Origin of the sequence: Streptomyces sp. NPDC004658 (genome assembly GCF_040609555.1) — a bacterium.
Lineage (GTDB): Bacteria > Actinomycetota > Actinomycetes > Streptomycetales > Streptomycetaceae > Streptomyces.
Genome location: NZ_JBEXKG010000047.1, coordinates 1 through 13,249 on the forward strand (window position 1 = coordinate 1; position 13,249 = coordinate 13,249).

The 13,249-nt window shown below is 69.8% G+C and carries 12 protein-coding genes and 1 pseudogene; 10 read left to right on the forward strand and 3 right to left on the reverse strand.

The genetic code is table 11. The features are described 5' to 3' along the window. Window positions 1–331: hypothetical protein (locus ABZV94_RS18410; protein WP_356341380.1), on the reverse strand; the 331-nt coding region annotated here is incomplete at its 3' end. Between the two features lie 2 nt (window positions 332–333). Then, window positions 334–714, reverse strand: a complete 381-nt coding sequence (locus ABZV94_RS18415) for a biotin-independent malonate decarboxylase subunit gamma (protein ID WP_356341381.1) — start codon at window positions 712–714, stop codon at window positions 334–336. On the opposite strand from ABZV94_RS18415, the gene ABZV94_RS18420 reads away from it, so the two are divergent. The 7 genes from ABZV94_RS18420 to ABZV94_RS18450 all read left to right on the forward strand — a co-directional run bounded on the left by ABZV94_RS18420 (window position 694) and on the right by ABZV94_RS18450 (window position 9,973). Next, the gene (locus ABZV94_RS18420; protein ID WP_356341382.1) at window positions 694–4,089 is read left to right on the forward strand and encodes an indolepyruvate ferredoxin oxidoreductase family protein; all 3,396 of its coding nucleotides are present in this window, start codon (window positions 694–696) and stop codon (window positions 4,087–4,089) included. The two genes, ABZV94_RS18415 and ABZV94_RS18420, sit on opposite strands and share 21 nt — an antisense overlap. A 49-nt stretch (window positions 4,090–4,138) precedes the next feature. Then, window positions 4,139–5,278, forward strand: a complete 1,140-nt coding sequence (locus tag ABZV94_RS18425; RefSeq protein WP_356341384.1) for an acyl-CoA dehydrogenase family protein — start codon at window positions 4,139–4,141, stop codon at window positions 5,276–5,278. Between the two features lie 21 nt (window positions 5,279–5,299). Continuing rightward, window positions 5,300–6,061: an SDR family NAD(P)-dependent oxidoreductase gene (locus tag ABZV94_RS18430; protein WP_356341385.1), complete on the forward strand. Its 762-nt coding sequence runs from the start codon at window positions 5,300–5,302 to the stop codon at window positions 6,059–6,061. A 30-nt stretch (window positions 6,062–6,091) separates the two neighbouring features. After that, window positions 6,092–7,192: a branched-chain amino acid aminotransferase gene (locus ABZV94_RS18435; RefSeq protein ID WP_356341386.1), complete on the forward strand. Its 1,101-nt coding sequence runs from the start codon at window positions 6,092–6,094 to the stop codon at window positions 7,190–7,192. 67 nt (window positions 7,193–7,259) lie between these two features. Then, complete coding sequence (locus ABZV94_RS18440; RefSeq protein WP_356341388.1) at window positions 7,260–8,438, forward strand: thiolase family protein; 1,179 nt, start codon at window positions 7,260–7,262, stop codon at window positions 8,436–8,438. Between the two features lie 149 nt (window positions 8,439–8,587). Then, window positions 8,588–9,091 carry an N-acetyltransferase gene (locus ABZV94_RS18445; RefSeq protein WP_356341389.1) on the forward strand — a complete coding sequence of 168 codons (504 nt, stop codon included), beginning with the start codon at window positions 8,588–8,590 and terminating at the stop codon, window positions 9,089–9,091. A gap of 84 nt (window positions 9,092–9,175) precedes the next feature. After that, the gene (locus ABZV94_RS18450) at window positions 9,176–9,973 is read left to right on the forward strand and encodes an IS5 family transposase (RefSeq protein WP_356341391.1); all 798 of its coding nucleotides are present in this window, start codon (window positions 9,176–9,178) and stop codon (window positions 9,971–9,973) included. On the opposite strand, the gene ABZV94_RS18455 is transcribed toward ABZV94_RS18450, so the two are convergent. Next, complete coding sequence (locus ABZV94_RS18455; RefSeq protein WP_356341444.1) at window positions 9,921–10,346, reverse strand: hypothetical protein; 426 nt, start codon at window positions 10,344–10,346, stop codon at window positions 9,921–9,923. The genes ABZV94_RS18450 and ABZV94_RS18455 overlap by 53 nt on opposite strands. Before the next feature lie 178 nt (window positions 10,347–10,524). Here ABZV94_RS18455 and ABZV94_RS18460 point away from each other — a divergent pair. The 3 genes and pseudogenes from ABZV94_RS18460 to ABZV94_RS18470 all read left to right on the forward strand — a co-directional run. After that, window positions 10,525–10,674, forward strand: a pseudogene (locus tag ABZV94_RS18460) (IS256 family transposase); the annotation flags it as partial. Between the two features lie 338 nt (window positions 10,675–11,012). Next, on the forward strand, window positions 11,013–11,219 hold the full coding sequence (locus ABZV94_RS18465) for a hypothetical protein (RefSeq protein WP_356341392.1): 207 nt from the start codon (window positions 11,013–11,015) through the stop codon (window positions 11,217–11,219). 437 nt (window positions 11,220–11,656) lie between these two features. After that, a complete protein-coding gene (locus ABZV94_RS18470) occupies window positions 11,657–12,598 on the forward strand; it encodes a type II toxin-antitoxin system PemK/MazF family toxin (protein WP_356341393.1) in 942 nt (313 codons plus the stop codon). Window positions 12,599–13,249: the final 651 nt, after the last annotated feature.

Consider the following 13,249-nt stretch of genomic DNA (forward strand, 5'->3'; position numbering starts at 1 on the left):
GGCCGCGCCCGGCGCCGCGCACACCCACCGGCACGAGCCCGGGCGGTGCGGGCGCACGTCGTACGACCGCCCAGGGGGCCGCGACCAGACTGTCCCGGACCCAGGCGGGCTGGGAACCGGTGCAGGGAACGGGCCTGAGATCGGCGGGCGCGGCGAGGCGGACGAGGTCGTGCGCGGCGGGCGCGGCGCCGTGCGCCCACGCGGACCGCTCCGCTGCGGGTGTGCACGCGGACTGCTGTCTTGCGGTGCCCCGGGACCGCTCGGCTACGTCCCGCAACGCCGACTGCTCGCCGCCGTGGCCCACGAGCCCCCGCCCTGCCGTACCCGTCACCTTCACTTCTCCCAGGTCTCTGCCAGTCGGCGGCGGACCTCCGCCGAGGCGGCGCGGGCCTGCCGCGCCTCCCGGGAGGTGAGGCGGGTGGAGAGGTCGCGGGGGCCGCCGCGCACGTCGGCCACGGTCTCGACCAGGACCGCGCGGGCCTGTTCCACATCCGTGTCGCCGGGCAGCAGCTTGTGCAGTGCGCCGAGGGTGGCGAAGGACCGTACGTCGTAGGCGGTGGCGGGGACGCTCCTGGCGGCCTCATCCAGTTCCGTGAGGGTGCGGCGGGTGATGCGGGCGGCGGACTCCTTGCCCATGACCTGCACCTGGACCGCGTCGTCGTCGAGGGCGACCAGCCGGTTGGCCTGAAGCCCGTGCGCGAGGTGCTGGAGCAACGCCGCCTGGACGAGGAGCGGGGCCTGAACACCCGCGCGTTCGTCACCGGCTACCAGGGTTCACCGCTGGGCGGCGTCGACCTCGAGATGGGCAGGGCACACCGCTTCCTCGAGCCTGCCGGTGTCGTGTTCCGCCCCGGCCTGAACGAAGAACTGGCCGCAACAGCCGTGGCCGGGACTCAGATGCTCGGGCAGGTACCCGGACGCCGACACGATGGCGTCACCGGATTCTGGTACGGCAAGAACCCTGGCCTCGACCGGGCTGCCGACGCAATCCGGCACTCCACGGTGGCGGGCACCGCGGCACTGGGCGGCGCCGTGGCCTGGATCGGTGACGACCCGGGCGCCAAGTCCTCCACCGTGCCGAGTTCCTGCGAGCTCATGTGCCAGAGCCTGTCCATGCCCTTGCTCGCGCCGGGCTCCGTGGCCGAAGTCATCGAGTTGGGACTGCACGCTGTGGCCCTGTCCCGCGCCACCGGGCTGTGGACCGGGCTAAAGATCGTGGCGGACATCGCGGATGCCTCGGCGATCGTCGACCTCGACCTGCTCCGGCCGGACATCCCCGCTGCGACCCGGTCGCAGCATGGCGCGCCCCCCACCCTCGTGGGGCCGGCTTCGCTCGATGCCGAACACGACATGCTCACCCGGCGTCTGGATCTGGCACGGAAGTACGCACGCCGCACCGGACTGAACCACATCAGCTTCAGCGCCCGCCGTGCCACCTTGGGCGTGGTGGCCTCCGGAACCTCCTACGCCGTGGTGCGGCGCGCTCTCGACGACCTCGGTATCGACGAGGCCGACATGGAGGCGCTGGGCATCCGGCTGATCCGCCTTGCGATGCCCTTCCCCCTGTCCGCCGAGGACATGGTGGGCATGACCAGCGACCTGCAGCAGGTCCTGGTCGTCGAGGACAAGACGCCCTTCCTGGAGGGACAGCTCAAGGAGGCCCTCTACCGCAGGGGTGATGGTCCCGTGGTGGTGGGCCGACGCGATGAGAACGGCCGCCCCTTGCTGACCGCCCGCGGCACGCTGGGCGCCGAGGACGTGGCCAGGGCGCTGGCAACGCGCATCGGGCCCGATCGCCTGCCACGCTCCGCCTCCGCCCAGCTGACCGCCATGGCACCAGCGGCCCCGGCCCGTATCGCGCTGCCGACCGTGTCGACGCGAACACCGCATTTCTGCTCGGGCTGTCCCCACAGCGCCTCCACGCGTACGGACGACACCACCCTCGTCGGGGTGGGCATCGGCTGCCACATCATGGTCGCTCTGGACCGCGAGGGACGTGGCCACCAGATCGGACTGACCCAGATGGGCGGTGAAGGCGCCCAATGGATCGGCCTCGCCCCCTTCACCGAGGACCGGCACTTCGTGCAGAACCTCGGCGACGGCACCTTTCACCACTCGGGGTCACTCGCCATCCGCGCGGCGGTGGCGGCAGGCGTGACGATGACCTACAAGCTGCTCTACAACGACGCCGTGGCCATGACGGGAGGCCAGGTTCCGGAAGGGCGCCTGGACATACCGGCACTGACCCGCTGGCTCGCTCTCGAAGGCGTGCGCAAAATCATCGTCACCACGACCGAACAGGATGCCTACCGTGGCGTACGACTCGACCCGATAGCCACGGTCCGTCACCGTGACGACCTTCCCGAGGCCGAGAAGGAACTGGCCGCGACCGACGGCGTGACCGTGCTGATCCACGACGACCGGTGCGCCGCGGAGGAACGCAGACTGCGCAAGCGGGGCAAGCTCCCCATCCCCGCCGAGAAGGTCGTCATCAATCAACGGGTCTGCGAGGGCTGCGGTGACTGCGGTGATGTGTCCGCATGCCTGTCCGTGCATCCCATCGACACGGAGTTCGGCCGTAAGACCCAGATCCACCAGGCCTCCTGTAACTCGGACCTCAGCTGCCTGAAGGGTGACTGTCCCTCCTTCCTCCTCGTCGAGCCGAAGGGCAGGCCGTCGCGCACCATCCCCGCTCTCCCCGTCGACCTGACGGCGCCCACCCCCGCACTCCGTGGGGACAACACCCTGCTCCGGATGCCCGGCGTCGGCGGTACAGGCGTGGTGACCGTCTCGCAGATCCTCCAGATGGCCGCCCACCTGGACGGCTACCACGCCGCTGGACTGGAGCAAACGGGAATTGCCCAGAAAGGCGGTCCCGTCGTCAGCGACGTGCGGATCTCCTCCGCCCCCGTCACCGGAGCGGTGCGGGCTTCCCGCGCCACCGCCGACGTACTCGTCGGCTTCGACCTGCTCGGCGCGGCGGCCGACTCCAATGTGCAGGCTGCGCGCCCCGGCCACACCATCGCCGTCGTCAACACCGCCATCGTGCCCACCGCCGCCATGGTCACCAACCGGGTGGTCCTACCCGGCTCCCCGAACGACGCACTGGAGCGGATCGAATCCGCCACTCGCTCCGAGCGCAACCTCTACCTCGATGCCCAAACACTGTCCGAAGCACTTTTCGGCGACCACATGCCTACCAACATGCTGCTGATCGGTGCCGCGTACCAGCACGGATGCATACCCCTGACCGACCGCTCCATCGAAGCCGCGATCCGCCTCAACGGCACGGCCGTGGACACGAACCTCGCCGCCTTCCGGTGGGGGCGGGCGGCCGTCATCGATCCCGCGGCGGTGCAGCGCGCCCTCGCCGCGCCCGCCCGGCAGGTCGTCGACATCACACCCGAGGCACGGACGTTGGCGGACACTGTCGCGCGGTCCGGCCGTCTGCACGACGCGGTGGCACGGTGCAGCGCGGACCTGATCACCTACCAGAACGAGGCGTATGCCCGGCAATACGCCGGTGAGGTGCGGCATGTGGCTGCCGAGGCCAGGAAGCGGGCCGGGAACGAGCTGGGCGAGCGCGTCGCGCTGGCCTACGCCCAGGGACTGCACAAACTCATGGCGTACAAGGACGAGTACGAAGTGGCCCGGCTGCATCTCGACGCCGTGGAGAAAGCCAGGATCGAGGACGAGTTCGGTGCGGACGCCACCATCGCCGTCCTGCTGCACCCACCCGTGCTGCGCGCCCTGGGGATGAAGCGCAAGATACGCCTGCGCCGCACCGCGCCCGCGGTCTTCAAGATGCTCTACGCCCTGCGGGGGCTGCGAGGAACCCGGCTGGACGTCTTCGGCTACGCGCAGCTCCGACGGCAGGAGCGCGTACTGGTAGCGGAGTATCGGCGCCTTGTCCGAACCGCGCTCGCGCATCTGACGGCGGACAACGCCACCGAGGTCGAGGAGTTGGCGCGCCTCGTCGAAGACATCCGCGGCTACGAGGAGATCAAGCTGGCCCGCATCGCCGACTTCCGGGCGGCGGCCCGCACTGCCCTCGAAGATCTGGATGCCGCGAGCGCCGTGCCCGCCTGAGCCCGCCCGTACCCCCTTCGCCCGCCCCACGACCAGGAGTGCCCCGATCATGCCTGTCGACCGTCTGCTGCCCACACAGGACGCCGAGGATCTGCTCGGCCTCGTCCGGGACATCGCCGACAAGGAACTCGCTCCCCGTGTCGACCAGCACGAGCGCGCCGAGACCTACCCCCAGGGACTGTTCCGTGTGCTGGGCGATGCCGGACTGCTCGGTCTGCCCCATCCCGAGGAGTTCGGTGGCGCGAACCAGCCCTACGAGGTCTACCTTCAGGTCCTCGAGGAGCTGGCGGCACGCTGGACGGCCGTCGCTCTGGCCGTCAGCGTCCACACTCTGGCCGCCTTCCCCCTGCTTCATTTCGGAACCAGCGATCAATGCCGAAAGTGGGCGGAGGACGTCGTCAGCGGCCGCCTCATCGGCGGCTACAGTCTGTCCGAACCACAGGCCGGCTCCGACGCGGCAGCCCTGACCTGCCGCGCCGACAAGGACGCGGACGGCTACCGCATCAACGGTGCCAAGGCATGGATCACCCACGGCGGCAAAGCCGGCTTCTACGCCCTCTTCGCCCGCACCGGCCCGGGCCGCGACGGCATCTCCTGCTTCTTCGCTCCCGGACAAGCCGACGGCCTCACCTTCGGCCGGCCCGAGGAGAAGATGGGCCTGCACGCCATCCCCACCACGGCGGCCTTCTGGGATGACGCCCACCTCAGCGCCGACCGGCTCATCGGCAGGGAGGGGCAGGGTCTTCAGATCGCCTTCAGCGCCCTGGACGCCGGCAGGCTCGGCGTCGCCGCCTGCGCCACCGGACTCGCCCAGGCCGCTCTGGACGCCGCGGTCGCCTACGCCCAAGAACGCACCGCCTTCGGCCGCCGAATCATCGACCACCAAGGACTCGGCTTCCTCCTGGCCGACATGGCTGCCGCCGTCGACTCCGCACGTGCCACCTACCTGGACGCCGCCCGCCGCCGCGACCAGGGACGCCCCTACAGCCGCCAGGCCAGCGTCGCCAAGCTCGTCGCAACCGACACCGCCATGAAGGTCACCACGGACGCGGTTCAGGTCTTCGGCGGATACGGATACACCCGTGACTACCCCGTCGAACGGTACATGCGTGAGGCCAAAATCATGCAGATCTTCGAAGGAACCAACCAGATCCAGCGATTGGTCATCAGTCGCCAACTCGCCCGCTGACCACCCCACGAGGGAGATCTCATGCAGATGCACGGCAGTGCCGCCCTGGTGACTGGTGCCGCGTCAGGCCTGGGCGCTGCCACGGCCGCCCTCCTCGCCCGCTCGGGCGCCCACGTCTACGGGCTGGACCTCGAAACCGCTCTTGAGGACGCCGCCTCACCGGCGCCCAACGTGACGCTGCTGCCTGCCGACGTCACCCGGGAAGAGCCGGTGCACGCAGCCCTGGAGCGCATCCGCGCCGACGACGCCCCGCTGCGCCTGGCCGTCAACTGTGCCGGCATCGCTCCTTCCGCACGCGTCCTCGGACGCCGTGGCCCGCACAGCCTCGAACTCTTCCGGAGGGTTGTCGACGTCAACCTTGTCGGTACATTCAACGTCCTGCGCCTGTCGGCCGCGGCCATTGCCCAAGCCGAACCGGACGAGAACGGCCAGCGTGGCCTGATCATCAACACCGCCTCCATCGCCGCCTTCGAAGGACAGGTGGGACAGGCCGCCTACACCGCCGCAAAAGCCGGTGTCGCCGGACTCACCCTGACCGCCGCCCGCGACCTGGCCGATCACGGCATTCGGGTGATGACCATCGCCCCCGGCCTGGTCGACACCCCTATGATGGCCGCCTTTTCCGACGAGGTCCGGACCGGTCTCGCCGACAAAGTGCCCTTCCCGAAGCGGCTGGCACACCCCGGCGAGTACGCCCACCTCGTCGCCATGCTCGCCGAGCACGACTACCTCAACGGCGAGACCGTCCGCATGGACGGAGCCCTGCGCATGGCTCCGCGCTGATCTTCACAGCCCAAGAACCAGGACCGCCTTGTGACTTACCGCATCCCTTTTGAGCAGCACCCGCATCCCTCACCCCGGCCCGCCGCCGAGCGCGACGCGATCCTGGCACATCCGGGCTTCGGCAGACACTTCACCGACCATATGGTCACGATCGACTGGAGCACCGACCGGGGCTGGCACAACGCGCGCATCGTGCCCTACGCGCCGTTCGCCATGGACCCGGCCAACATGACCCTCCATTACGGGCAGGCGATTTTCGAGGGGCTCAAGGCCTACGCACAGCCGGACGGAACGGCAGCCCTCTTCCGCCCGCGGGCCAACGCACTCCGTTTCCAGCGCAGCGCCCGTCGTCTGGCCATGCCCGAACTACCCACCGACCTCTTCATCGAAGCCTGCGCCCTGTTGGTACGGCAGGACGCCGCGTGGGTTCCCCACGGTGCAGAGCAATCCCTCTACCTGCGGCCCTTCATGTTCGCCACCGAGAACACACTGGGCATGAAACCGGCCGGCGCCTACCGTTTCATGGTCATCGCCACCCCGGCGGGCGCCTACTTCGCCGATGGCATCAAACCCGTCTCCGTGTGGGTGTCCGAGCAGTACGTACGTGCCGCCCCCGGCGGAACCGGTGCGGCGAAGTTCGCCGGCAACTACGCAGCTTCCCTGATCGCTCAGACGGAGGCGGCCAACCACGGCTGCGACCAGGTCGTATGGCTCGACGCACTGGAGCGCCGGTGGATCGAAGAGGTCGGAGTGATGAACCTCTGCTTCGTCCACGGCAACGGGTCCGACGCCACCGTCCTCACACCACAGCTCACCGACACCCTCCTGGCGGGCGTCACCCGCGACTCCCTCCTCACGATCGCCGACGACCTCGGGTACGCCACACGCGAGACCCGCATCAGCCTTCAGGACTGGCAGAGCGGCTGCGCGGACGGCTCCATCAGTGAAGTCTTCGCCTGCGGAACGGCAGCCGTCGTCACGCCCGTCGGACAGGCCAAAACCAGCACCACCAGTTGGACGATCGCCGACGGCCGGCCCGGCGCAGTGTCCCTGCGCCTGCGCGACACCCTGCTGCGCCACCAGACCGGACGCGAGGCCGACACCCATGGCTGGCTCCACCCGTGCACCTGACCGGTAGCCGACAATAGCCGGCACCGAGCTGATGACACATCACCATCCAGGAAGGAGCACAGCAGTCATGGAATCCGCGCGTGACGCAGTGATTGTCGACGTCGTCCGGACGCCGGCGGGCAAGGGCAGAGCCGGTGGCGCACTGTCCCACGTCCACCCCGTGGACCTTCTCGCCGATGTCCTCACCCACCTCGCCGAACGAAACCACCTCGACCCGCACCTCGTCGACGACGTCATCGGCGGCTGCGTGACCAAGTCCGGCGAACAGGGTGTGAACATCACCCGGACCGCCGTGCTGGCCGCAGGGTTCCCGACCTCTGTGCCGGCCACCACGGTCGACCGGCAGTGCGGGTCCAGCCAACAAGCGGTCCACTTCGCCGCACACGCCATCCAGGCCGGAGCGGCGGACACCGTGATCGCGTGCGGTGTGGAGTCCATGAGCCGGGCCCCCATGCGGTCCGACGTGGGCGACGCCGACCATCTCGGTCCCCGTGTCACCGAGCGCTTCCCCGGCGGACTGATTCCGCAAGGGCTCTCCGCGGAACTCATCTGTGCCCGCTGGGGGCTGGCGCGCGAGGAGATCGATGCCTACTCCCTCGCCTCCCACCAGCGAGCCCACGCAGCCCGCCCGGCGTTCGAGCGCGACCTGATCCGCGTCTCGGACGCACCTGACCTGGCTGTCGACGAGACCGTCCGGCCCGCCACCGATCAAGCTCAACTCGCGTCCCTGCGGCCGTCATTCCGCACCGACGAGGCGGCCGCCCGCTTCCCGGAGATCGACTGGAAGGTGACAGCCGGCAACTCCTCCCCCCTCACTGACGGGGCGGCCGGCGTGCTCCTCATGAGCGCCGAGCGTGCCAGGGCCCTCGGACTGCGCCCGCGGGCGCGCATCCATGCAACCGCGGTGCTCGGCGATGATCCGATGCTGATGCTCATGGGTGTCGTCCCCGCCACCCGCCGGGTGCTCGATGCCGCACGGATGACCACGGCCGCCATCGATCTGTTCGAGGTCAACGAGGCGTTTGCCTGTGTCCCCATGGCATGGATGCGCGACCTCAAGGTCGAACACGACCGGCTCAATGTGCACGGTGGAGCGATCGCGCTCGGGCACCCACTCGGTGCGAGCGGCGCGCGTGTCATGACCACCCTGGTAGGTGCCCTCGAAGAGCGTGGGGGACGCTACGGGCTACAGACGATGTGTGAGTACGGTGGCATGGCCAACGCCACGATCATCGAACTGCTCTGAGCGAGGCGGCGGAAGATGACCGCTGGTCTGCCCGGTCTCTGCGGCCCCCTGCTTCGCCGGCCGCCGCGCCGTCAGCTTCCGACCCGGCGGCATCCCCACGGGGAAAATCCAGGGGAGCGGACGGCCGCGCGCTGCTACGGTCAGGCGCCATGAGCTGGCTTCCCGTTGACTTCGTCCACCCCGTCCTGGTACCGCTGCCGGGCGGTGGCCATCACCTGCGGCCGATCCGGGAGGCGGACACCCCGCTCGACTATCCGGCTGTGATGGGTTCGCGCGAGCGGCTGTGGACCATCTTCGGCCCGGCCTGGGGCTGGCCCGCGGCCACCATGACCTACGAGGCCGACCAGGCCGACCTGCTACGGCACGAGAAGGAGATCGCCGCACACCAGTCCTTCAACTACGCGCTCTTCGACGCGGCGGAGACAGCTCTGCTCGGCTGTGTCTACATCGACCCACCGGAGAGGGCAGGCGCGGACGGCGAGATCTCCTGGTGGGTAGTGGACGAGCTCGTGGGCAGCGAGGTCGAGCAGGCCCTCGACGCGCTGGTGCCGCAGTGGATCGCCGCCGACTGGCCGTTCGAGCAGCCGCGCTTCCTCGGCCGCGAGATCTCCTGGTCGGACTGGCTCGCCCTGCCGGAGCATCCCGCCACATAAGTGGTTGTTGCCCGTACCGATCTCGAAGGCTGTCGACCATCCGGACCGGGTGCGCCGGTATCCGTCGGACATGACGGACGCGGAGTGGGCGGCCGTCCGGCCGTTGGTGCCGGTGCCGGCCTGGTTCCAGGGGCGGGGTGGCGGGGTGGACGGCCCGAGGGTTACTGCCACCGGCAGCTGTTGGACGCAATCCGCTACCTGGTCGCGGGCGGGATCTCATGGCGGGCGATGCCCTCGAACTTCCCCGCATGGACCCGGGTCCCCCCATTCTTCCGCCGCTGGCGCGAGCACGAGCTGATCGCCGAGTTCCACAACCGGCTGCGCGGCACGGTCCGTGAGCATGAGGGCCGTGAGGCCGAGCCCACAGCGGGGATCATCGACGCGCCGTCGGTGCGGGCCGCCGCGACGGTGCCGGCCGCCTCACGCGGCTACGACGGCGGGAAGAAGGTGCCGGGCCGCAAGCGGCACGTCGTGACCGACACCCTCGGCCTGCTCCTGGCCGTCGCGGTCACCGCCGCGAACATCGGCGACCGGAACGCCGCGGCAGGCCTCCTGATCCGGCCGCGCCGTCTGCACCGCGACATCACCCTCGTGTGGGCCGACGGCGGCTACACCGGCTCCCTCGTCGGCTGGTGCCGGGACAAATTCGCCCTGACCTTGGAGAGCGTCAAGCGCACCGACGACATGGCAGGGTTCGTGGTGCTGCCGGCGCGGCCCAGGCGCTGCGTGGCAGAGCGCACGTTCACGTGGCTGATGAACTCCCGCCGTCTGGCCCGGGACTACGAAACCCTGCCCGCCATCAGCGAGGCGATGATCCGGTGGTCGATGGTCACGCGGATGAGCCGGCGTCTGGGACGGCCACGCTCCGCCGGACGGCACTGAACGCCCCCGACGCCTCCAGGAGCCACCCGCGCTCCGCCAGGCGCCGGGCTTTCGACGGCAACCCCTCGACCTTCGCCGGCGTCGCGTCAAGGCCCAGCTTCACCGCGATCTCCTTGGCCCGAAGCGGTCCGTGACCCGTGGATCGCTGCCGTTCCAGCACGCCCAGAATGCACTGATAGTCCGGCGCCAGAACTGTCACCGGCAGCCCTTCGCGCCAGGGCGGCACCGTCGAGCCCGGCACGGGCGCGAGCGACAGCATCGCTTTCTCCTCGGCCCCGGCGGTGGTCTCGGAAGCCGAGGCTGTCAGGGCCTCGACCAGCTCTTCCCGCGCGATAACCCGCCGGTCCAGCCCGATCTCGGCGGCCTCCAACACCTCAGCCAACCAGGCGACTTCGTCCGTAGCCCTTCCACCCGCACACGGGCCGTTGTTTCCCGCTCCTCGCGCATTCCCAGCACCGACGCCATCGCGCACCCCTCGCTCACGGAGCGGAAACAAGACGCCAGATGTCTCTCATTCCGAGCTACACCATGCCTGACCAGCAGAAATCAACGGATCACGTTCGGCGATGGTGTTCTAGCTGGTCGAGTCCGCACAGGCCCGCCGGCGCGCGATCACTGGAGCGCACCTCGTGCCGCTGGTCCGCGCTGGTGCTGTGTTCGAGAACGGCCTCCTCGTCGAGCGCGAGGACCGGGCAGCTTGATCACGGCAGAGAGCGCCCAGCCGGGCCGTGGCGGGGCCAGTCCAGCTGCACAGATCTTGATCTGTCCTCGATCCTTCACGACCGGGGCGGGGCGATCAGACATGGCGTATCGGGTTGGCGACGAAGTGATCGTCTCTTGCAAGCCGGCAAGCGCTCGGGTCGTCTCGGTGAATGCGACCCACATCCGTCTTCAATGGCCATGGGGAGAGATCGACAACTCCGGGCAAGTTCGCTGGGACGGGACATTCCACCTCCCGTGGGCCGATCCAAGCGGTGAGTGGTCCCCGTATCACTTCGAGCCGGCGCCTCCTGCCCTCCGAGCAGGAGATGTCTGCACGGTGTCGATCCCGCCCACTCGCCTCTGCGTGGGGCACTACGAGGAGTACGACCCTCCTCGTGACTTTGGCTGGCTTCCCGCCCCCACCACCGGAATCTACGTCGTGCCGCCGGAGAGCTTCGACCCGGAGGACGTGGACGAGACCGTGGGGTGCATGCTCTACCTCGGCGGAGCGGAGCCCCACCGAGTAGAACCTGTCCAGGACTGAGTCGAGGGTCAGGCGGGTGCGGGTGCGGGTGCGTTCGCGCAGGGCCATGAGGTGCTCGAGGTGGCGTTCGGTGATGCGGTGGGCGCGGCAGATGTCGTAGTGGTCGATGTGGAGGGCCTGGGTCCATGCGACCGTGGCACGCCGGGAGGACGAGACGATCCTCCGTCACGATGGCCGGCCGGACGCTTGGGGAACAGCCTCCCCGGGGAAAGGCCCGCTCTGTTCAGGCCTGGCGCTCCGGCCTGGCGCAGTGGTGCGATCCGTCCGTCGTAGTCGTGTCCTTCAGGACTGGCATGGGCGCGCAGGTAGATGGGGTCGTCGTTGCCGGTGGGCCGAGGGTCCGCACGCCTCCGGTCAGCTGCTCCCTTCTGTATGCGGGTTTCCCCGCCCGCAGGTCAGGGCAGTACTGTCGGCGCCGGGCCGGGGGGGAGGTGTCTGTGCGGGAGACCATCGGGCGACACGGCAGCGCGGCGTACGCCGTCCTGGCTGTCGCCCTGCTCGGCGCATGGCTTCCCCTCACCAGCCTGACCGCGATGGCCCTGTTCGTCCTTGGCTACGACAAGGGCTACCAGGACGACGGCGACTACGGGTTCTCCGATGTGCTGGACCTGGTCGGCGTCCTGCTGATCGCGCTGCTCATCGCCTACGCCCGCGCCCGCTCTCGTACTCCGCAACCCACCGAACCGGTCAGGCCCGGGGCCACGAGGCCCGCGCCGCTACGAGCGGGGAAAGGCGGCTCGGTGCGCATCCAGGCATGCCTGGTGGTGGCCGAGTGCCTGGGCGGTGCTCTCCTCGCGGCGGCGACCGGCGCCGACCTCATTTCCAGCGCACTGACCGGTGCCGGCGTGTCGCTGCTGGTCACGGGTTTGCTCCTCGGCACCTGGATCCGCTCCCTGCCCCGCCCCGCTGCGACGCCGCCACGCAGGGGCACCGGATGGGGTCCGGTGCGCCCGCCACGAAGGGGCGCGGGTTACGGATCCGTACGTCAGCCAAGTGGGCCCGCGTCCACGCGGCGCCAAGGTCCGGAGTCGGTACCACCGGATCCCGGCATGTTCCGCGGACGTCCTCCCGCGCCGGGCGACGTCTGGTTCGCCGAGCTTCCTTTCGACGACGGCACCGGCTCGAAGGACAGGCCATGTCTGGTCGTGCGCGCCTTCCGCCATCACGCCCAGGTGCTCAAGGTCACCAGTGCGGACAAGAGCGGCCGCCCCGACTATGTCCGGATGCCCGTGGCCTCCTGGGACCCAACCGCCGTACAGGACAGCTGGCTTGAGCCGGCCCCGCTGCGCGAACTGCCCTACGAGGCGTTCCGGCGGCTCGCCGGGCCGTGCGACACCGACGTCTGGGAGCAGGTGAAACGCCGCCACGGCGTTCGCTGAGCGCATCGCACTCGGCGGAGGCCTCCTGCGCCGCATCACCTAGATATGAGCCGGACGTCGACACCGAGATGCGAGACACACAGACGATGCGAGCGAAGGCAGTTGACGCCCCAGCCGCTCCAGCAGGCTTGAACATGGCACGTCCTCCGGGGCCCGCGCCGAAGTGGCCTACGGTGCGAGGTGTGCGTGTGCGTGTGCGTCTCACCCTCGTCGTCGACGCGGCTGCTGCTCACTTCAAGTGCGCGGTGAAGCCAACCGCACGTGTCGGCATGGCCCGGGGCTTCTACAGGCGGATCGGATCGAGGAGTTGGCGGCCCCGTTGCGGACGTGGTTGGTGGTGGCCATGGAGCCCCTTACTGCGGCAGCACTAGAAGGGCGCGGCGGACGTGACGATCGGACCGGTGACCGAGTCCTGGAGGGGGCCGCGCTCCGGCTGCCGCGCGCCCGGGTGGTGCCCCTGTCCGCCCCGCCCTCGTCGTACACCGCAGCGGTCGAGCGGTACCTCACCGGCGCCGGGATCGCGAAGTCCTCCGCACGGATCTACCGGACCTCGCTGACGACGTGGGGATGGATGCTCGCCGGCGAACCGGCGCCGACCGGACCCGCCCGCCGGGGCGCGAAGCCGCCCGTCTTGCCCGGGCGGCTTCGCGG

Excerpts from the sequence above, each read along its gene's own strand:
- ABZV94_RS18430 (WP_356341385.1), top strand. The coding sequence starts at position 5,300 with ATGCAGATGCACGGCAGTGCCGCCCTGGTGACTGGTGCCGCGTCAGGC.
- ABZV94_RS18445 (WP_356341389.1), top strand. The coding sequence starts at position 8,588 with ATGAGCTGGCTTCCCGTTGACTTCGTCCACCCCGTCCTGGTACCGCTG.
- ABZV94_RS18425 (WP_356341384.1), top strand. The coding sequence starts at position 4,139 with ATGCCTGTCGACCGTCTGCTGCCCACACAGGACGCCGAGGATCTGCTC.
- ABZV94_RS18440 (WP_356341388.1), top strand. The coding sequence starts at position 7,260 with ATGGAATCCGCGCGTGACGCAGTGATTGTCGACGTCGTCCGGACGCCG.